19 protein-coding genes, 1 tRNA gene and 1 pseudogene are annotated in these 18,646 nt (G+C 63.4%); 16 read left to right on the plus strand and 5 right to left on the minus strand.

What is annotated here, in order from left to right:
- Nucleotides 1-7 precede the first annotated feature (7 nt).
- The 6 genes from HND55_07655 (at nucleotide 8) to HND55_07680 (ending at nucleotide 5,607) form a co-directional block, all read left to right on the plus strand.
- On the plus strand, nucleotides 8-1,006 hold the full coding sequence (locus HND55_07655; GenBank protein ID QKK02528.1) for a tetraacyldisaccharide 4'-kinase: 999 nt from the start codon (nucleotides 8-10) through the stop codon (nucleotides 1,004-1,006).
- The gene (kdsB, locus tag HND55_07660) at nucleotides 999-1,757 is read left to right on the plus strand and encodes a 3-deoxy-manno-octulosonate cytidylyltransferase (GenBank protein QKK02529.1); all 759 of its coding nucleotides are present in this window, start codon (nucleotides 999-1,001) and stop codon (nucleotides 1,755-1,757) included. Before HND55_07655 ends, kdsB begins: the two co-directional genes overlap by 8 nt.
- Before the next feature lie 4 nt (nucleotides 1,758-1,761).
- Nucleotides 1,762-2,232, plus strand: coding sequence for a low molecular weight phosphotyrosine protein phosphatase (locus tag HND55_07665; GenBank protein ID QKK02530.1), 471 nt, complete (start codon nucleotides 1,762-1,764; stop codon nucleotides 2,230-2,232).
- Complete coding sequence (gene uvrC, locus HND55_07670; protein QKK02531.1) at nucleotides 2,229-4,049, plus strand: excinuclease ABC subunit UvrC; 1,821 nt, start codon at nucleotides 2,229-2,231, stop codon at nucleotides 4,047-4,049. Before HND55_07665 ends, uvrC begins: the two co-directional genes overlap by 4 nt.
- A gap of 144 nt (nucleotides 4,050-4,193) precedes the next feature.
- Nucleotides 4,194-4,754, plus strand: a complete 561-nt coding sequence (gene pgsA, locus HND55_07675) for a CDP-diacylglycerol--glycerol-3-phosphate 3-phosphatidyltransferase (GenBank protein ID QKK02532.1) — start codon at nucleotides 4,194-4,196, stop codon at nucleotides 4,752-4,754.
- Between the two features lie 34 nt (nucleotides 4,755-4,788).
- Nucleotides 4,789-5,607: a class I SAM-dependent methyltransferase gene (locus tag HND55_07680; protein ID QKK02533.1), complete on the plus strand. Its 819-nt coding sequence runs from the start codon at nucleotides 4,789-4,791 to the stop codon at nucleotides 5,605-5,607.
- An 80-nt stretch (nucleotides 5,608-5,687) separates the two neighbouring features.
- Here HND55_07680 and HND55_07685 read toward each other — a convergent pair whose 3' ends face one another.
- Both HND55_07685 and HND55_07690 read right to left on the minus strand, forming a co-directional pair.
- Nucleotides 5,688-6,800 carry a PhnD/SsuA/transferrin family substrate-binding protein gene (locus HND55_07685; protein ID QKK02534.1) on the minus strand — a complete coding sequence of 371 codons (1,113 nt, stop codon included), beginning with the start codon at nucleotides 6,798-6,800 and terminating at the stop codon, nucleotides 5,688-5,690.
- 58 nt (nucleotides 6,801-6,858) lie between these two features.
- Entirely contained in the window at nucleotides 6,859-7,665 is an 807-nt protein-coding gene (locus HND55_07690; GenBank protein ID QKK02535.1) for a folate-binding protein YgfZ, read from the minus strand.
- A gap of 148 nt (nucleotides 7,666-7,813) precedes the next feature.
- Between HND55_07690 and HND55_07695 the strand changes: the two are divergent.
- From HND55_07695 to HND55_07725, 7 genes and pseudogenes are all read left to right on the plus strand, one after another.
- Nucleotides 7,814-7,894, plus strand: a pseudogene (locus HND55_07695) (DUF1674 domain-containing protein).
- 27 nt (nucleotides 7,895-7,921) lie between these two features.
- Complete coding sequence (sdhC, locus tag HND55_07700; GenBank protein ID QKK02536.1) at nucleotides 7,922-8,299, plus strand: succinate dehydrogenase, cytochrome b556 subunit; 378 nt, start codon at nucleotides 7,922-7,924, stop codon at nucleotides 8,297-8,299.
- On the plus strand, nucleotides 8,281-8,679 hold the full coding sequence (gene sdhD, locus HND55_07705) for a succinate dehydrogenase, hydrophobic membrane anchor protein (protein ID QKK04039.1): 399 nt from the start codon (nucleotides 8,281-8,283) through the stop codon (nucleotides 8,677-8,679). Before sdhC ends, sdhD begins: the two co-directional genes overlap by 19 nt.
- A gap of 2 nt (nucleotides 8,680-8,681) precedes the next feature.
- Nucleotides 8,682-10,472: a succinate dehydrogenase flavoprotein subunit gene (locus tag HND55_07710; GenBank protein QKK02537.1), complete on the plus strand. Its 1,791-nt coding sequence runs from the start codon at nucleotides 8,682-8,684 to the stop codon at nucleotides 10,470-10,472.
- Between the two features lie 5 nt (nucleotides 10,473-10,477).
- On the plus strand, nucleotides 10,478-11,263 hold the full coding sequence (locus HND55_07715) for a succinate dehydrogenase iron-sulfur subunit (protein QKK02538.1): 786 nt from the start codon (nucleotides 10,478-10,480) through the stop codon (nucleotides 11,261-11,263).
- 43 nt (nucleotides 11,264-11,306) lie between these two features.
- Nucleotides 11,307-11,576: a succinate dehydrogenase assembly factor 2 gene (locus tag HND55_07720; protein QKK02539.1), complete on the plus strand. Its 270-nt coding sequence runs from the start codon at nucleotides 11,307-11,309 to the stop codon at nucleotides 11,574-11,576.
- The gene (locus HND55_07725; protein ID QKK02540.1) at nucleotides 11,563-11,973 is read left to right on the plus strand and encodes a hypothetical protein; all 411 of its coding nucleotides are present in this window, start codon (nucleotides 11,563-11,565) and stop codon (nucleotides 11,971-11,973) included. The genes HND55_07720 and HND55_07725 overlap by 14 nt, the downstream gene beginning before the upstream one ends.
- A 41-nt stretch (nucleotides 11,974-12,014) precedes the next feature.
- Here HND55_07725 and HND55_07730 read toward each other — a convergent pair whose 3' ends face one another.
- The gene (locus HND55_07730; protein ID QKK02541.1) at nucleotides 12,015-13,343 is read right to left on the minus strand and encodes a TonB family protein; all 1,329 of its coding nucleotides are present in this window, start codon (nucleotides 13,341-13,343) and stop codon (nucleotides 12,015-12,017) included.
- 198 nt (nucleotides 13,344-13,541) lie between these two features.
- On the opposite strand from HND55_07730, the gene HND55_07735 reads away from it, so the two are divergent.
- Nucleotides 13,542-15,416 carry a hypothetical protein gene (locus HND55_07735; protein QKK02542.1) on the plus strand — a complete coding sequence of 625 codons (1,875 nt, stop codon included), beginning with the start codon at nucleotides 13,542-13,544 and terminating at the stop codon, nucleotides 15,414-15,416.
- Nucleotides 15,417-15,422: 6 nt separating this feature from the next.
- A tRNA-Leu gene (locus HND55_07740) sits at nucleotides 15,423-15,509 on the plus strand.
- A 15-nt stretch (nucleotides 15,510-15,524) separates the two neighbouring features.
- Here HND55_07740 and HND55_07745 read toward each other — a convergent pair.
- Nucleotides 15,525-16,145 carry a TetR/AcrR family transcriptional regulator gene (locus HND55_07745; protein ID QKK02543.1) on the minus strand — a complete coding sequence of 207 codons (621 nt, stop codon included), beginning with the start codon at nucleotides 16,143-16,145 and terminating at the stop codon, nucleotides 15,525-15,527.
- 33 nt (nucleotides 16,146-16,178) lie between these two features.
- Entirely contained in the window at nucleotides 16,179-16,436 is a 258-nt protein-coding gene (locus HND55_07750; protein QKK02544.1) for an acyl-CoA-binding protein, read from the minus strand.
- A gap of 163 nt (nucleotides 16,437-16,599) precedes the next feature.
- Here HND55_07750 and HND55_07755 point away from each other — a divergent pair, with 163 nt between their 5' ends.
- Nucleotides 16,600-18,588, plus strand: coding sequence for an SDR family oxidoreductase (locus tag HND55_07755; GenBank protein ID QKK02545.1), 1,989 nt, complete (start codon nucleotides 16,600-16,602; stop codon nucleotides 18,586-18,588).
- The last annotated feature ends 58 nt before the right edge of the window (nucleotides 18,589-18,646 follow it).

Here is an 18,646-nt window from a genome sequence, read left to right on the forward strand (position 1 = left end):
ACACGCCTTGCGCCGCGCTGCCGAGCACTATTTCCTGCGACGCTGGTACGGATCGGTCAGGCCGGGCATCGGCTGGCGCCTGCTGACTGCTGTACATGCTCGCGCCGCGTCACGGCGCTTGGGCCGCCCGGTGGCGCGCCCGGAGTGTCCGGTCATCGTGGTTGGCAACCTGACGGTCGGCGGCGGGGGCAAGACCCCAGTGACGGTCGCTCTGGCCGGAGCGCTTCGCGAGCGCGGGTTTCGCCCGGCCATCATCAGTCGCGGCTACCGGGCAGACAGGCGTACCGGTCCGCTTGAAGTGACCGGAGACGCCGACCCAGCCCGTGTCGGTGACGAGCCGGTGCTGCTGGCGCGCCGCGCGGCCTGCCCGGTCTGGGTCTGTCGTGATCGCGCCGGTGCCCTGGCCGCTGCACGCGCGGCCGGTGCCGATGTGGTGATCAGCGATGATGGCCTGCAGCACCGCCGGTTGCCACGAAGCTTCGAAATCTGTGTGATCGACGGTGCGCGCGGGTTCGGTAACGGCCTGCTGCTGCCGGCCGGGCCCATGCGCCAACCGCTGGAACGGCTTGCAAGCGTTGATCTGGTGCTGCGCAAGCAGGTTGCCGGATCGGTCGAGGCGGACGGCCTGCCGGGCACCCCGTTCGAACTGGCGCCGGGCCCCCTGCAGCCCGTGGGTGCCGGCGGCGCTGGCGACGCTGGCCCGCCGCGTCAGGGCGACGCGGTTGATGCGGTTTGCGGCATTGCCCATCCGGAGTCCTTTTTCGGCTCGCTCGAGTATCTGGGCTATCGGGTGCGGCGCCATGCCTTTCCCGATCATCACCGGTTTACTGTCACAGACTTGGCGAACCTGCAAGGTCCGCTGGTCGTGACCGAGAAGGATGCGGTCAAACTGGAGCGGTTGGTCGCCCCTGGCGCTGCCTGGTTGTTGCCGGTCGAGGCGCGGTTGCCTGCCGCAGTGACCTGCCCGGTAATCAAGCATGTGCGAGAATTTGACGGTGATGACTGATTTTCATGTTCTGATTCCGGTCCGTCTGGCCGCTACCCGACTGCCTCGCAAGCCGTTGCTTGACCTGGGCGGTGAGCCGCTGATCGTGCGTGTTCTGCAGCGCGCAGCCAGCGCCGATGCCCGCTCGGTGTGCGTGGCCACGGACAGCAAAGCCGTTGCCGAAGTCGTGGAGCGGGCCGGGGGTTCTGTCGTGCACACGCGCAGCGACCATGCCTGTGGCACCGATCGCCTGAGCGAAGCGGTAATGCGACTGAAGCTGTCCGATGATGCGATCGTGGTCAACCTGCAGGGCGACGAGCCGGAGATGCCCGCCGCCTGTCTGCGCCAGGTTGCTGACGTTCTGGAGCGCTCCCGGCAGGCCGATATGGCCACGCTGTGGCGGCCGCTGGGCGGGGAATCGGAGTGGCTGGATGAAAACGTGGTCAAGGTGGTCGTCGATCGAGACGGGCGTGCGCTGTACTTCTCGCGGTCGCCGATTCCGGCACTGCGCGGCAGTGGTTGGCCGGAATCCGATGCGCGTGGCCACATCGGTCTGTATGCTTATCGGGTCGGCGCCCTGCGGGCCTGGTCGTTGCTGCCGGACAGTCGTCTCGAGCAGCTGGAGTCGCTCGAGCAACTGCGGGCGCTCGAGGCCGGCTGGACCATCGCGTGCCAACGTGCCCGGACCGCGGTTCCGGCCGGCATCGATACACCGGAGGACCTCGAGAAGGCTCGCCGACGCTTTGTCCTGAACGGCAACACTGAAGAGTAACGGCATGAAGCGCATCCTGTTTGTTTGCCTGGGCAATATTTGCCGCAGCCCGACGGCCAAAGCCGTATTCGACGCCCGTCTGCGGCGGGCCGGACTGGCCATCGAGACCGATTCGGCCGGCACCATCGGCTATCACGCCGGCAGCCCCCCGGATCCGCGCGCGATGCATCTGGCACGGCAGCGGGGTCTCGATCTCAGCGACCAGCGTGCGCGCGAACTGCGTGAACGCGACTTCGAGCGGTTCGACATGATCTACGTAATGGATCGCGACAACCTGGAGGCAGTGCTGCGGCGGCGCCCGTCTTCGGCGTCCGCCCGTGTGGAGCTGGTCATGAGCCTGGCGCCTGACTACGGGATTGACGAAGTGCCCGATCCCTACTATGGCGGCGAGAATGGCTTCGTGCGGGTTGTCGACATGCTTGAAGCGGCCGCCGACCGCCTGGCCCGACAGCTGAGCGAACGCCGCACCGGATGAGCGATTTCGACGGCCGCGCCTATGCCCGCAGTCTGTCGACCGGGCCGGGCGTCTACCTGATGCGGGATGCCGCCGGCAAGGTGCTCTACGTCGGCAAGGCACGCAACCTGCGCCGGCGCGTGGCGAGCTACTTCAGCGCGCGGCAGAAAAGCCCGCGGATTGAGCTGATGGTGCGCAAGATCGCCGTCATGGAGGTCAGTCTCACCCGCACCGAGGCCGAAGCGCTGCTGCTCGAAAACGAATGGATCAAGGCGCACCGGCCGCGCTTCAATGTCAACCTGCGCGACGACAAGAGCTATCCCTGGATTCGGCTGGAACTGGGTCACGACTTTCCGCGCATCGGCTTCTATCGTGGTCCGCGCAAGCCGCCTCACCGCTATTTCGGGCCGTTTTCCAGCGCCAGCGCAGTGCGCGAGGCGCTCAACCAGATCTATCGCCTGTTTGGTTTGCGCCAGTGCCGGGACAGCGTGTTCTCGAACCGCACCCGGCCCTGTCTGCAGTACCAGATCAATCGCTGTAGCGCACCATGCGTGGGATACATCAGCAAGGAAGACTACGCGGCTGACGTGCGCGCCGCGGTCCGTTTTCTGGAGGGCCGCAACGAGGACGTCATCCAACACCTGGCCGAACGCATGGAGCGGGCCAGTGGCAAGCTTGAATTCGAGCGTGCGGCCGCCTATCGCGACCGCATTCGGGCGGTGCAGCAGGTGCGAAGTCGCCAATTCGTCACTGGTGGCAGCGCCGACCTGGATGTGATCGGCATTCATTTCGAGGCAGCCAGGGCAGCCGTGCACCTGGTCGAATTCCGTCATGCGCGCAATGTCGGAGGCCGGACCTTCTATCCGGGAAACCTGGATGACGAGATGTCCGTTGCCGATGTCCTGTCGGCCTTTCTGGGCCAATATTACGCCGACCGCACCGCGCCTCCGGAGATTCTGCTGTCGGCCCAGCCGGCCCAGGCAGCCCTGTGGGAAGAGGCGCTGGAGGCGCGCCGCGGTTCAAGAGTCAGGCTGAGCTGGCGGCTGCGCGGTGAACGTGCCGAGTGGGTGCGTATGGCGAAAGCGAACGCAGAGGATGCGCTCAGACGACGACTCGGCGAACGAGATCAAATCGGCCGCGGTCTGGCTGCGCTGGCGGAGATGCTCGAGCTGCCCACTCCCCCCGAGCGACTGGAATGCTTTGATATATCGCACATCTCGGGCACAGAAACCGTTGGGTCCTGTGTGGTGTTCGGGCCTTCGGGAGCGCAGAAGAAAGACTATCGCCGATTCAACATCAGTGATGTGGCCGCAGGGGACGACTACGCGGCCATGGAACAGGTGATCAGGCGTCGCTACAGCCGAGTGCTCAACATTGCAGAGTCGCTACCCGACCTCATTATCATTGACGGCGGCAAGGGCCAGTTGGCCCGGGCGAATCGCGCGCTGGAAGCGCTCGGCCTGGATGCCATTCCGCTGCTTGGCGTTGCCAAGGGGGCCGCGCGCAAGGCCGGCCATGAGCGCTTCATCATGGGCGACAGGGAGGCCGTGCCGGGCCCGCATCACGCGGCCTCGCATCTGGTCCAGCAGGTTCGTGACGAGGCGCATCGCTTTGCCGTTGCCGGTCATCGGCGGCGGCGCCAGAAGCGGGCCCAGGCCTCGCCGCTCGAGCAGGTGCCGGGCGTCGGGCCGCGCAAGCGCCAGGCGCTGTTGCGGCACTTTGGCGGCCTGCAGGGTGTGCGCGCGGCCGGCGTTGAAGAACTGGAACGTGTCGAGGGCATCGGCCGGTCGCTGGCCGAGGCCATCGCCCGTTACCTGCGGCAGCCGCGCACTGGCTGAGATTGCATTGCAGGTGGACGTGTTTCAGCGTCAAGGAGGTTCGTTGAGCATTGGTCGGCCGCGGCCGTGGTCCGAATGCCGCTTGGCGTGTGATGTCAGGCAAATTGCGGGATAATGACGCCCGACGTACTGCCGAGAAAGCCGTTGTCTCTGACCATTCCAACCTTGCTGACCCTGCTTCGCATCGTGCTGATTCCGGTACTGGTGGTCGTCTTTTACCTGCCTGTATCCTGGTCAAACCAGCTGACCGTGGGGCTGTTCATTCTGGCCGCTGCGACCGACGGTCTGGACGGCTGGATCGCGCGACGCTACGCCATGACGAGTAGTTTCGGCGCCTTCCTCGATCCGGTTGCCGACAAGCTGATGGTCGCGGTTTCGCTGTTGCTGATTGTCCAGCGCAATCCGGAAATCGGCATTGCCCTGTCCGCGGCGGTCATCATCGGTCGCGAAATCACGATTTCTGCGCTGCGGGAGTGGATGGCCGCGCTCGGCGAGGCCGGGCGCGTCAAGGTGGCCTGGATCGGCAAGATCAAGACCATTCTGCAAATGGTAGCCATCGGATTCCTGCTCTACGGAGAACCACTTTGGCTGCTGCCGGTTCCGGAAATCGGGCGTTGGCTGCTCATTATCGCGGCCGTGCTCACGATCTGGTCGATGCTGACGTATCTGCGTTCGGCCTGGCCGGCCATTCGGCGACGCGCCTGAACCCGATCTGTTTTCAACCCAATAGGTAGTTTTGATGTCAAGATCGAACAAGACGGCCGGTTCAATGGCCGATCATGCCGACCGGCACGTGCTCTACGAGGACAGCGTACAGGATCCGGACAGTGAGCTTGAGTTCGTCGCCGAGACCTTTGCCGACCTGACCGGGCGTCGGCTGCGAACGATTAGAGAGGATTTCTGCGGAACGGCCAATACGGCCTGTCACTGGGTGCGTGCTGGCCCGGATCATCGTTCCGTGGGTGTTGACCTGGACGCCGATGTGCTTGAGTGGGGGCGGGCCCATCATCTCGCGCGGCTCAGTGCGGAGCAGCGCAGTCGCATCGAGCTGATCGAGGCCGACGTGTTGGTGGCCGCTACCAAGCCCGTCGATGCACTATTGGCAATGAATTTTAGCTACTATCTGTTCACCACCCGGGAGCTGTTGCGAGCATATTTTGCGCGCGCCCGGAGCGCCCTGGCGCCGGACGGGGTGCTGTTTCTCGATGCCTTTGGTGGATACGACGCTCATCGCGAACTCGAAGAGCGTACCGAGTACGATGATTTTACCTATGTCTGGGATCAGGCCAGCTTCGATCCCATTCATCACCACATGACCTGTCGGATTCACTTCGAGTTTACGGATGGCTCGTCGATTCAGCGCGCCTTCGAATACCATTGGCGACTGTGGACCTTGCCGGAGATCCGCGAGCTGTTGGCCGAGGCGGGCTTTGCAGAGGTCACGGTGTATTGGGAAGGCACCGATGAAGAGACCGGAGAAGGCAACGGCATTTATGAACCGGCCGAGATCGGCGAGGCCGACGCCGGCTGGATCTGCTATCTGGTCGCGCGTCGCTGAGTCGGCGGCAATCCGGATTGCGGTCAGGCTGGTCCCGGCGGGTGCCCGCTCGGCCGCCCGCTTCACTCAGCCGGCCGGCCCTACAGCGTCGAGTAGACCAGTCGAAGCATCTCTTCCAGCCCTTCATACTCCGCCTCCCGTGCCTCGGTGAACCGTTCGATATCCAGTTCGTGCACGGCCGAAAAATGGTCGGGATCTTCATGCAGGACGAGCAGCGCATCCCGTATTTCTTCCTGGATCGACACCGGCACTTCCGGGCTGGCCGACAGGGTGACTCCGGGGAAATCGCGCGACGTGCGCAAGTTGATCATGTTGACGTAGCGCTCAACCAGGTTGTTCGGCACGATGGCGGCGTCGGCTTCCATGGAAAAGACGATCTCAACGGCATCCAGCCATGAGCTGGCGTTGGATTCGATGATGGGTTGCTGCATCGGATTATCGAACCAGCTGATCAGCACCAGGTAGCCGAGGCTGGGTGCCGGCATGCTGGAAATCCGGCGACCGACGAAATCCTGCAGGGATGCATCGGCGTTGTTTGCCGATGTCAGCAGGGAAAAGCTGACCGGCGTCATGGAGCGCGCCAGCGGCGTATAGCCGTAACGTGACATCCTGAACGCCGTCAGGTGCGCCTGCTCCAGTACCAGATGCGGCGTATCCCCGCGGCGGATGCCCAGCCAGTAGCGATGGAAATCGGGCGCAATCGAGAGATCGAAGCGATAGGGCAATACCGCATTGAGATAGTTGACCAGCGGCCGATAGACCAGCTCTGCCTGGTCGGGCGTAAAAATCGGATGCCCCTGCAGCATGAAGATGTCGGCGGATTCACTGCCTGCAGCGGTGTTGTCGTCGTTTGCCTCTCGCGCGGCTGGCGCGGCGGCCGTTTCCGCCGGCTCGTCGATCAATGGGTCGGCTGTCGCGGATCCGTCCGGTGGCGGCGTCTCCGCCTCGTCGGCCACGTCAATCGGATCGGTCTCGGCCGGGCTGTCTTCTGCGGCTTCATCATCGCCACTGACCTCGGCTTCGGTCAGCTCCGGTGCGGCGGCTTGTTCGACTGTGTCGACGACCTCTTCGGCGCTGTCCGGCGCCTGGTTGGCTGCATCACTGCCCGGCTCATCCTGCTGGCCGACGGCCCCGGTCCAGACAAACAACCCGAAAACCAGAATCAAGACCAGACGATGATTTGAAGTGTTCATTGAACTGACCCCTCTAAACGCATGATTTATGATCGTTTGACTTGTTTGTGTCCGGATGTTAGCACAGCTGGTCCACGGGCGTCACTTGGCCAGAGATCCGGCCGCTGGCCGTTTCAACGGTCAGGTTCGCCTCAGGCTGAAGCGCGTCGTCGACAACGGCCAGACCGAGCGTGACCTGTGTCCAGCGCGTGCCCCAAAGCCAGTTGCCGGCCTTGCGTTCACCGGCGTACACGGCGCTGTTCGCGGCAATTTCCGCGATCTGATCGAGTCGCAGGGCAACGGTCCGATAACGGCTGCGCCCCAGGTAGTGCACGCGCGCGATGATTTCCTGGCCCGGATAGCAGCCCTTGTCGTAGCTGATCGCGCCGAGTGGTTCGAGTCCGAGCGATTGCGGCAGGTGTCGGCCGGCCGTATCCGGCTGAAGCCAGGGCAGCGCGCAGCGCAGGTCGTGATACCGCCAGTTGCTGGCGGCTGCATGCTCCGGACACGGGTCAGCCGGCGCCACGCTCAGGGCACGCGCCGGATCGAATGCCAGGCTTGCGTCGGATGATTGGGGCGCGAAGGTGCCACGCACGTTTGCTGTCGGCTCGAAGCTGACCTGGCGCCCGATGGCGTAGACGGGCAGGCGATTGGCCATGAAGTCAAGCTGAACGGCCGGGACAATCAAGTCGATCCCCGCATGCGAGCGATTGGCAAGCATGAAACTGAGCACCCGGCCCTTGGGGTCGCACCAGGCCAGCGGGTGCCAGAATTGGTCCGAAATCGTGGCTGAATCGGCGGTAAACTGTGCCTGAGCGAACGCCCCGGCATCACTGCCAGTCATGCGAATGGCCGCCAGCTGGGGGAGTTCAATCCATCTCGACATGCAGCGTGTAAGCTCGGCTATCATGATGATCGACAGCGACCATTCTAACCCGCCTGAATCGAGTAACGACGGTCCTGGTGCTGTCGGAGATGCAAGCGCTGCCGTGACTGACAGGTCATCGGGCGCAGGTGGCCTTCGTCAGCCCAGGGAAGTCGGGGGGCGTCGCAAGGGCCTGGACCCGACCCGCTACGGTGACTGGGAAAAAGACGGGCGCTGCATCGATTTCTGATCGCGACGAGTATCGGAGTAAAACAGCATGATGACGGACAATCGCCCCTTATCCCCGCATTTGCAGGTTTACCGGCCTCAGCTGACTTCGGTCACGTCAATCACCCATCGATTCACCGGTGTACTGCTCAGCTTCGGCATGGTCGTGGTCGTTTTCTGGCTGCTGGCACTGGCCGGCGGGGCGGAGACCTTCGCGTGGTTCAACGCCTGGCTGGCGAGTGCCCCCGGGTTGATCGGCCTGTTTGTCTGGACCCTGGCATTGTTTTATCACCTGCTCAACGGCATTCGCCACCTGCTGTGGGATGCCGGCTGGCTGCTGGATCTTCGTGGTGCCTATGCCTCCGGCTGGACGGTGATTGTGCTGACGGTGGTACTGAGCGTCATTGTCTGGGGAGGGCTGCTGTGAGTCATCTTCGTAACCCGCTTGCCGACGCACACAACCACGGCTCGGCGAAGGACGGCGTCGGTCACTGGTGGGCCCAGCGCTTCAGCGCTATCTTGCTGATTGCCCTGACCGTGTGGCTGGTGTGGTCTCTGACGACCCTGGTCGGGGCTGACCACGTTGCTGCAGCCGCATTCCTGTCGCATCCCTTTCATGCCGGCATGGCCATCCTGTTCGTGGTCGTCGGTCTCTATCATGGCGTGCTTGGAGTGCAGGTCATCATCGAGGACTACGTGCACCATCGCATCATCGAGGTCACGCTGATGGTCGCTATCAAGTCCCTGGCAATTCTCGGCGGCGTACTGGCCGTTATTGCCGTTCTCAAACTGGCTCTGGGAGTCTGATCTTGAGTAATGCCTACGACATCACCCGGCACCAATACGATGTGCTGGTCATCGGCGCGGGCGGCGCCGGCCTGCGCGCCACCATGGGGCTGGCGGCCACCGGCCTGAAAACCGCCTGCATCACCAAGGTCTTCCCGACCCGCTCGCACACCGTGGCCGCCCAGGGCGGCATGAGCGCCGCACTCGGCAACATGGGCGAGGACGACTGGCGCTGGCACATGTACGACACGGTCAAGGGCTCGGACTGGCTCGGCGACCAGGACGCCATCGAGTACATGTGCAAGAACGCCATGCAGGCGGTCATCGAACTTGAGCATTTCGGCGTGCCGTTCTCACGCACCGAGGAAGGCAAGATCTACCAGCGGCCCTTCGGCGGGATGACCACGCATTACGGCGAGGGCACCGCCCAGCGCACGGCCGCCGCGGCCGACCGCACCGGCCACGCCATCCTGCACACGCTCTACCAGCAGTCGCTCAAGCACGACGCGCAGTTCTTCATCGAGTTCTTCGCCATCGACCTGCTGGTGGATGACGACGGCGCCTGCCGCGGCGTGCTGGCCTGGGATCTGGGCACCGGCACCCTGCACGAGTTCCGCGCCCATGCCGTGATTCTTGCCACCGGCGGCTACGGCCGCTCGTATTTTTCCTGCACCTCGGCGCACACCTGCACCGGCGACGGCAACGGCATGGTGCTCCGGGCCGGTCTGCCGCTGCAGGACATGGAGTTCGTCCAGTTCCACCCGACCGGCATCTACGGCGCGGGCTGCCTGATCACCGAAGGTGTGCGGGGCGAGGGGGGCTACCTGACCAATTCCGAGGGCGAGCGCTTCATGGAGCGCTACGCGCCAAACGCCAAGGACCTGGCCTCGCGCGATGTGGTCTCGCGCTCGATGACCATCGAGATTCGCGAGGGCAGGGGCGTGGGTTCCAACGGCGATCACATCCATCTCAACCTTCAGCACCTGGGTCCGGAGGTGATCAACGAACGGCTGCCGGGCATTGCCGAGTCGGCGCGAATCTTCGCCGGCGTCGACGTCACGAAAGAGCCGATCCCGGTGCTGCCGACCGTGCACTACAACATGGGCGGTATCCCCACCAACCATCATGGCGAGGTCGTGACGCTCAGGGATGGCGATCCCGACAGCACGGTCCCGGGCCTGTACGCCATCGGCGAGGCGGCCTGCGTGTCGGTTCACGGCGCCAACCGCCTGGGTTCGAACTCGCTGCTTGATCTGATCGTCTTCGGTCGCGCTGTTGCGATGCACTGCGGCGAGCACATCGCCCCGGGCCAGTCGCACAAGCCCCTGCCCGAAGGCACAGTCGACCGCTTGCTCGACGAATTCGACCGGCTGCGTCACGCCGACGGCGATATGCCCACTGCCGAGATTCGCGGCAACATGCAGCAGGTCATGCAGAACAACGCCGCGGTGTTTCGAACCGGCGAGACCCTGGAAGAGGGCTGCGGCAAGATCACCGAGGTCGCGGCGCAGTTCGGGAAGGTCAGGGTCTCCGACCGCTCGCTGGTGTGGAATTCCGACCTGGTCGAAACGCTTGAGCTCAGGAACCTGCTGGGCAACGCGGTCACGACGATGTTCGCGGCGGAGAACCGCACCGAGAGCCGCGGTGCGCACGCCCGCGAGGACTACGACGAGCGCGACGACGAGAACTGGATGAAGCACACCCTGATCTGGATGGACGAGGCGCACAAGACCCGCATCGACTACCGGCCGGTGCACATGCACACGCTGACCGATGACTGCGAGGTCATTCCGCCGAAGGCACGGACGTATTAAACACAATGGCTGAATTCAGACTCCCGAAGAACTCGCGCATCGGCAAGGGCAAACACTACCCGGCACCGGAAGGGGCGAAGAACGTCAGGACCTTCCGCATCTATCGCTGGAGCCCCGACAGCGACGAGAATCCGCGCGTCGACTCCTATGACATCGATCTCGACGACTGCGGCCCGATGGTGCTCGACGCAGTCATCAAGATCAAGAACGAGGTCGACCCGACCCTGACCTTCCGGCGCTCCTGCCGCGAGGGCATCTGCGGCTCCTGCGCGTTCAACATCGACGGCACCAACACGCTGGCCTGCACCAAGGGCATCGACGAAATTTCAGGTGACGTGAAAATCTACCCGCTGCCGCACATGCCGGTGGTCAAGGACCTGGTGCCCGACCTGACGCACTTCTACGCCCAGTACGCCTCGATCCGGCCCTGGCTGCGCACGCAAAGCCCGGCACCGCCAGACAAGGAGCGCCTGCAGTCGCCGGAAGACCGCAAGCACATCGACGGGCTCTACGAGTGCATCCTGTGCGCCTGCTGCTCGACGGCCTGCCCGAGCTACTGGTGGAACGGCGAGCGCTATCTCGGCCCCGCGATTCTGCTGCAGGCCTACCGCTGGCTGGTCGACTCGCGCGACGAGGCCACCGGCGAGCGGCTCGACGATCTCGAGGATCCGTTCCGGCTCTATCGCTGCCACACCATCATGAACTGCACCAAGACCTGCCCCAAGGGCCTGAACCCGGCCAAGGCGATTGCCGAGATCAAGAAAATGATGCTGGCCCGCAGGAGCCTCTGAGAGCGGCTGCGGGGTCGGCCGAGGGTGTCCGGTTTTGACAGAAATGAGTGAGCAGGGACCGGAGCCGTCTGCCAGGCTGCGCTGGCGCTGCCGGCGCGGTATGCGCGAGCTCGATGTGTTGCTCGGAAGCTGGCTGGAGCGCCGCTGGCTGGACGCGGACACGGCACGGCGCGACGCCTTCGCTGCCTTGCTGGATTGCGAAGACGACGAGATCTGGGACTGGCTGACGGGTCATGAACCGCCCCGCGAACGTGATCCGGCGTTGGAGGCGTTGATCCGTGAGCTGCGCGCCGGCGTGAATGGCTTCGATTGAGCTGCCCATCCGCGCAAGCCGCAGCCTGGCCGCAATCTTGATCGGGCTTGGCCTTGCAGCGGGGGCTGCCGTGTGGGTTGCCGGTCTCGACTGGCGGCTTCAACTGGGCCTTTCCATGGTGGTGCTTGCGGTTGCCGCGACTGTGGCGCGTCGGCAGCTGGTGCCGCGCTGGCGCTGGCTTCGCATCGATGAATCACGGCTGGAGCTGATCGATTCGGCCGGCCGGCGCCACGAGGGACGCCTGATCGGAGACGCCTTCGTTTCGCCGCTATTCCTTGGCCTGCGTTACCGTCTCTCAGGCCGGTTTCTGCCGGCATCGCTGGGCGTTTTTCGATGCCAGACCGACAGCCGGGCATTCCGCCGGGTCACGGTTGCTCTCCGCCATGGTCGCTCGTGACCACCTGGGCTGTGCTGACGCCTGGCCGCCGTGCCTGCCTTTCAGTCGCCGCTGGCGATACGGTGGGCCTGGGCGATGACCGCATCGTCCCGGCGATTGCGCCATTCGCGCGGCAGCTGGTCGAGCAGCGACGCCACATAATCGCGGTCAGGCTCATTGGCGTCGAGCGCGGACCGAATCTGCCACAGTACAGCCGGCAGAAACCCGCCGGTCACGGCCGCGTGCAATAGATCCGCGCGGAATGACGGGTCGAGGGTTTTCCAGCGGGCCAGCTCGAACTGAGCTTCTGCCTGGCCCTCGAAGGCCGCCTGCTTGAGCCAGAATATCGCCGCAGCCCGGTCCTGCTCGACGTCATGGCCATAGGCCAGACGCCTTGCCAGGTCGATCTGGGCGCGCCGGACCCCTTCCATCGCGGCCTGATTGATCACGGATGTCTTCGCCTCCACAGCGACCTCATCAGCGAAGGGCAGTTCGAACTGTTCGACCATCCACAGCGCGCGATAGGCGGCTTCAGGATCCTCATCGGCCCGCTCCACGGCCGTGCTGATGTCCCGCATGGTTTGCCCCTGGACCTGCTCGCCTTCGAGCGCGAACACGATTCTCTGGGTAATGTAGATGGGTGATGACGGGGCTTCGTCCTCGGCCCATTTGAAGCTCCACTGCTTCCACGCCCGCAGCGCCTCTTCTTCAAAATAGCCCCGGGGATCGGCGCCGATCACATGCGGTTGTTCAAGCGCTCCATCTGGCCGGATCCATCCGCCGAGACGGACGACGCCCATGATGCCGCGTTCGGTCGCGCGCCGCGGGTAACTCGGTGCGATGCGATCGATATAAACCTGCCGGCCGTCGATGCTGAGCTGGAGGGGCTCGGAGGTGTGACCGGCAGTGATTCGCGTCGGCGGTATCCCGGCAGGGTCTGTGGTGCCGGCGTCGGCGTCTGCGGCCGAGCTGCACTCGTCACTGCATGGCCGGGCACGGTGTCGCTGGAAGAGCGCCTGCAGCGAGTGCTCGCGAGTCCAGTCCTGGCGCTGTGAAACAAATTCGGCGCGCTGCTCGTCGTCAAGCACGCCGACGACCGTATCCCGTGCCTGACTGGCTGGCTGATAACCGGCCCCGGATGCGGTATCGATCCACAATGCCGCCTTGACCCGATCAACCGGCCCGCCCTCACCATTGAGCCACATCACGCCGAGATTGAACTGGGCTTCCGGCATGCCGGCCTCGGCCATGCGTTCGAACGCGATGCGCGCCTCCGCGTGATTACCGTTCTCGTAGGCGCTGACGGCGTGGTCGAAGCTGATCGGGGCAAACGCACCCGCTCGAGGGCACAGTGCAATCAGCGCAAGGGCAAAAAAGATTCTTGGGCTCACGGTCGCTTGCTGTCACAATGGGTATGCTGTTCAACATAGTGACCAGTCGCTGGCGCGTCAACCCGGCCGCCGGTCACGGTGGCCGCATTATTGCGGACACTGAGGTTCATGGCGGCTTGAGTCGGACGCGTTCAGGCGACACAATAGGCCCCAAGTGCTCCGCCGCCACATGCGGCAGATGATGAGGAACAGCGATCCATGCGACTTTTGTCGGCTGCAGTTTTGAACCTGTTGTCCCTGGTGCTGATCGGTTCGGGCGCGGTTGCGGTTGCGGCTGCGCCAGCCCCAGCGCTGCCGGTCTGGCAGACCGAGGGTGTCTCACTCGATCTTGAGCTGCGGGGAGACTATCTGTCTGATTTTGGCGTCAGGCTGGAGGGCGGGCATCACGATCTTGCCGGCCGGGTGCAGACCGGTTCGTCGCTGTCGGGAAGGCTTGTGATAGCGCTCAGTGAGGGCCAGTTCGGTGGCTTTGGGGAAGGGCTGCTGCGTGCCCGGATCGAAGTGACGCTGGCGCGGGCCGGGCATCGGTTGGAACTCGGGGCCGTCCACCTGCGGCCCGAACGGCAGAACGGGCATGCCGTGCTCGGGCTGTTTGAAGAAGCCGGTTCAAGATTGATGAGCCTGACGCATCTGCACATATCGATGGACCCTGGCCAGCAGCAGGTCCGAATTGTCAATGCGGATCTTATAGCCGAAGCGGCGCTGGCGCGGGCGCTGGGATTTCCCGAACTGGCTGGCATGGCGATCGGTTCAGGCCGGCTGGTCCTTGAACTGGCTCAGCCGATAAGTCGTCAATCGGCGCTAGAAGGCCGCGGCCTGGCTTGTGATGGCCGGCCCCATTGGCCGCAGGAAGGACACGAGATCGACGTTGCTCTGACCGCGATCGGCGCGGTGCAGTACGTCGGGACCGAGTCGTCCAGCGGCCGTATCAAACTGGCGCCCTCGGCTATCCTCAAGAACGTGTCCACCGGCGACGCGCCCTGGATTCCGAAGTTCGAATCACGCGGTTACTACCCCTACGATCCACCCGATCAGCACCCGTTCCTGGTATGGGCGTTGTACCGGATTGATGACGGCAGGCTGACGCAGCTGGCGGTCTCAGGCGCCAAGCACGCTTTTTTTACGATCAACCAGAACTGCAACCTGTCGTGCAGCTACTTGACCGGCAATATTCTCGGACCGGGCTGCGAGGATGTCTACGGGGTCAATACCAATGACTCCGGCTGGCACCTGGGGCCACGTGACGAGATCGAGGCCGGCAGCGGGCTGTTCGAGAGCACCTGTTCATTTTTTGATCCGGGATGCGCCGGACAGCAGACCAACAGTGCGGCGACGTTCGAGAACCGGCTGCTGGTGAACCCGCAAGAGCTCGATGCTGACGGCGCCGAATACTACCTGGATGCATGGTACCTGGTCCGCCATGATATCGATATCTTCAACTCAATGGGCTACAGGCGTCTGACACCGGAGCCCTCGGGGCTGGGCTGGACGTTTACGCCGCTTGGCCCGTTTGAGAGCGGGCCCGTCACCAACGCCTGGGTCGAGGCCGGCACGCGCGGGATGTGGCAGGATCATCGCCAGGTCGTGGTGCCGTCGGATACCCCGGAACTCCCGTATCCGGACAATCTGCCCCGGGGTCACCTCAGTCTGGCGGTGCGGGTCGAACAGGTCGACGGCCAGCTTTTTCGCTATATCTACGCGCTGCACAATCACGATTTCGACTCGGGCGTGCGGCGCTTTGCGATTCCGGTGCCTGAATCGGTTGATGTGCAAGCGGCAACAGTCAGTGCCCCACCCGATGCGCCACAGTGGTCATCGAGCATTCAGTCCGGTCAGGTCATGTTCGAGGCCGACGACGGTGCCGTGCAGCCCTGGCATGCGCTGTATACCTTTGAGCTGCTGGTCACGGCAGGTCCCGTCAGCGGCGGCATCACGCTGTTGCCGGGGGGTGATGGGTCGCCCGGGGAGGTCGCTGTAGACAGTCTGGTGCCCGGCCTTGACCTGCTGTTCCTGGACCGCTTCATTGAGCTGGCGGCACTTGGATTCGGCCGGTCGGGAGTGGCCACTCATTGATTCAAGGCCCGGGTGGCGAAACAGGTAGACGCAAGGGACTTAAAATCCCTCGGAGGCAACTCCGTGCCGGTTCGAGTCCGGCCCCGGGCACCAACATCGGCAAGGTCGCTACCAGTAGGATTCCGACAGCGCGCCCAGTTCTTCGCGCGCTGTTCCGACCAGAAACGGGCTGACCAGGCTGAGCACTTGCCACACCGCGCGATCGGGTCGGGGCTCCGAGTCGCGATCGAGCACCTGGTCAAAAGCGATCCAGAACGTCGCCACAAGCACGATATTTCGCACCAGCGCCTCGAGCTCTCTGGAGCTGGCGTCAAGCTGGCCGACCTCTGCCAGTCCGTCGCAGAGATCTCGCGCCGTTTGCATGGACAGTTTGAGGATGCCCTGAAAGTGCTGATGCAGCCTGCGATGGCGGGCACACAGGTCGGTCAGATCACGGTACAGGAAACGATAGTCGCCGATGGTCTCGAAGACCAGATGCAAAAACAGCCAGATGTCCTCGATATGGGGCGTTCCGTCTGACGGCGTGGCCAGCAGTTCGAGCATGCGCTGCTCGTAGCGCGCGAACAGCGTACCGATCAGGTCGGCCTTGGTTCGGAAATGATAGTGCAGGTTGCCCGGAGAGATGTCGAGCTCGTCGGCGATGCGGTTGGTCGTGACGTTGGGCTCGCCGAAGGTATTGAACAGTTCGAGCGCTGCGGCGAGTATCCGTTCCCGGGTGTTGCGAGCCATCGGCTATGGGCCGCGCGGCGGATACGGCCGCGTTCAGCCGCGCAACGATTCGACCAGCTCGATATACTGACGCTTGGCCTCTTCGGCGTCCATGCCCTTGAGTTTTTCCCAGGCTTCGTACTTGGCAACACCGACGAAATCGAAAAAACCGGGTTTGTCGCCGGAGACATCGCCTTCCGAACCCTGCTTGAAGAGGGCGTAGAGCTTGAGCAGCGTGTCGTTGTCCGGCCGGTCGGCGAGGCCCTTGATGTCCTCAGCGGCCTGCTTGAAGCGAGTGTCCAAATCGCTCATTGAGTTGTTTCCCTCGAATTGACGTGAGTATCGATCCGGGGTCATTTCTAGCACGCTGGCGACAGGCGGTCAATTGCAATTGACGCTCGATGCGTGCAACGGTGGCGCCGGTGCAAGAGAAACGGTATCTTTAGGCCACCGTTCAACGCGTCGGAGGCCATACATGTCTTATTTCGTGACCGGGGGGACCGGATTCATCGGGCGTCACCTGATCGATCAGCTGCTCAAGCGCAAGGGCAAGATCCATGTGCTGGTCAGACGCGGCTCCAAAACCAAGTTCAACCGGCTTGTCGCGGAGCGCTGGTCGGATCACAAGAATCGCGTTATTGCAGTCAGTGGGGATCTCGGTAAATCCGCGCTCGGGGTATCGAACAAGGACCTGGACAAGCTGAAGGGCAGGATTCGTCACTTCTTTCATCTTGCTGCCGTCTACGACCTCCAGGCCGATGCCGAAACCAACGAAAAGGCAAATATCGACGGTACTCGTCACGCCATCGCGCTGGCCGAAGAGGTTGGCGCGCGCTGCTTTCACCATACCTCCTCGATCGCCGCCGCCGGGCTTTACCAGGGTACATTCAGGGAGGATATGTTCGAAGAGGCAACCGGGCTGCAGCATCCCTATTTCCGGACCAAGCATGAATCCGAGGGACTGGTTCGCCGGACCTGTCAGATTGCCTGGCGTATCTATCGGCCAGGGATCGTCGTGGGACATTCAAAGACGGGTGAAATCGACAAGATCGACGGCCCCTATTACTTTTTCAGGCTGATCCAGAAAATGCGTCGAATGCTGCCCCCCTGGGTGCCCACACTGGGCCTGGAAGGCAGCCGAGTCAACCTGGTGCCGGTTGATTTCGTGGCGCAAGCCATGGATCACATCGCGCACAAGCCCCGGCTCGACGGGCAGTGCTTTCATCTCACCGACCCCAATCCGAAGCGGATCGGCGAGGTCATGAATCTGTTTGCCGAAGCCGCGCACGCGCCGCTGATGTCGATGCGCATCGATGCGCGTTTGTTCAACTACATCCCGCAGCCTGTCAAGCAGGGTTTTTCGATGCTGCCGCCGGTGCGGCGCATTGTCAAGCAGGTGCTCGATGACCTCGGTATTCCCAGGGACATGCTCAGCTTTTTCAACTACCCGACGAAGTTTGACAGCCGCGATACGGAAAAGGCGTTGAAGGGATCGGGGATCTCAGTGCCTCCGCTGGAGGATTATGCCTGGGTGCTGTGGGACTACTGGGAGCGCCGTCTCGATCCGGAGCTGTTCATCGATCGGACCCTGACGGGCCAGGTCAAGGACAAGGTAGTGCTGATTACCGGCGCATCATCCGGTATCGGCAAGGCGACTGCGCTGATGATGGGTGAGGCCGGCGCCAGGGTGATCATCGTGGCGCGCGGCGAGGAGGGTTTGCAGGAGACCAAGGCCGAGATCGAGGCTGCCGGCGGTGAAGCGCACTACTATACCTGTGACCTGTCAGACCTGAAACAGGCTGAGCAGCTGATCGATCAGGTGCTGGCCGACCACACCGCCGTTGACATCCTGGTCAACAACGCCGGCCGGTCAATTCGTCGCTCGATCCAGCTGTCGTATGACCGTTTCCATGATTTCGAGCGGCTGATGCAGCTCAACTACTTCGGCTCGCTCAAGCTCATCCTCGGTTTTCTGCCGGTCATGGTCGAGCGAGGCGGGGGCCATGTAATCAATATCTCTTCGATCGGCGTTCTGTCGAACGCGCCGCGTTTTTCGGCTTATGTGGCCTCAAAGGCCGCGCTGGACGCATTCTCGCGCTGCGCGGCCTCGGAGTTTGCCGATACCGGCGTGTGCTTTACCACGATCAACATGCCGCTGGTCAGAACGCCCATGATCGCACCGACCAAGATCTACGATCACGTTCCCACGATCACGCCGGAGGATGCCGCCGACATGATCAAGCAGGCTGTGATCTACCGGCCACAGCGCATTGCGACGCGCCTGGGCATCTTTGCCCAGATTCTGCACGCCACTGTGCCGAAGGTCTCCGAGATCGTCATGAATTCCGCGTTCCGGATGTTCCCCGATACTGCCGCGGCGCAGGGCCGGGAAGACGAGGGTGATGTGCAGCCAACCCAGGAACAGGTTGCGTTTGCCTCCCTGATGCGGGGGATTCACTGGTAGCCTGTGGCTGCTAGCCCGCATTATTCATGAATCGCCGCGATGATTGCGCTCGGGCTTG

The organism is Pseudomonadota bacterium, assembly GCA_013285445.1.
Lineage (GTDB): Bacteria > Pseudomonadota > Gammaproteobacteria > Xanthomonadales > Wenzhouxiangellaceae > Wenzhouxiangella.

Coding starts and splice junctions, on each gene's coding strand:
- kdsB (QKK02529.1), top strand. CDS start 999: ATGACTGATTTTCATGTTCTGATTCCGGTCCGTCTGGCCGCTACCCGA.
- HND55_07665 (QKK02530.1), top strand. CDS start 1,762: ATGAAGCGCATCCTGTTTGTTTGCCTGGGCAATATTTGCCGCAGCCCG.
- uvrC (QKK02531.1), top strand. CDS start 2,229: ATGAGCGATTTCGACGGCCGCGCCTATGCCCGCAGTCTGTCGACCGGG.
- HND55_07680 (QKK02533.1), top strand. CDS start 4,789: ATGTCAAGATCGAACAAGACGGCCGGTTCAATGGCCGATCATGCCGAC.
- HND55_07685 (QKK02534.1), bottom strand. CDS start 6,800: ATGAACACTTCAAATCATCGTCTGGTCTTGATTCTGGTTTTCGGGTTG.
- HND55_07690 (QKK02535.1), bottom strand. CDS start 7,665: ATGTCGAGATGGATTGAACTCCCCCAGCTGGCGGCCATTCGCATGACT.
- sdhC (QKK02536.1), top strand. CDS start 7,922: ATGATGACGGACAATCGCCCCTTATCCCCGCATTTGCAGGTTTACCGG.
- HND55_07715 (QKK02538.1), top strand. CDS start 10,478: ATGGCTGAATTCAGACTCCCGAAGAACTCGCGCATCGGCAAGGGCAAA.
- HND55_07720 (QKK02539.1), top strand. CDS start 11,307: ATGAGTGAGCAGGGACCGGAGCCGTCTGCCAGGCTGCGCTGGCGCTGC.
- HND55_07725 (QKK02540.1), top strand. CDS start 11,563: ATGGCTTCGATTGAGCTGCCCATCCGCGCAAGCCGCAGCCTGGCCGCA.
- HND55_07735 (QKK02542.1), top strand. CDS start 13,542: ATGCGACTTTTGTCGGCTGCAGTTTTGAACCTGTTGTCCCTGGTGCTG.
- HND55_07745 (QKK02543.1), bottom strand. CDS start 16,145: ATGGCTCGCAACACCCGGGAACGGATACTCGCCGCAGCGCTCGAACTG.
- HND55_07750 (QKK02544.1), bottom strand. CDS start 16,436: ATGAGCGATTTGGACACTCGCTTCAAGCAGGCCGCTGAGGACATCAAG.
- HND55_07755 (QKK02545.1), top strand. CDS start 16,600: ATGTCTTATTTCGTGACCGGGGGGACCGGATTCATCGGGCGTCACCTG.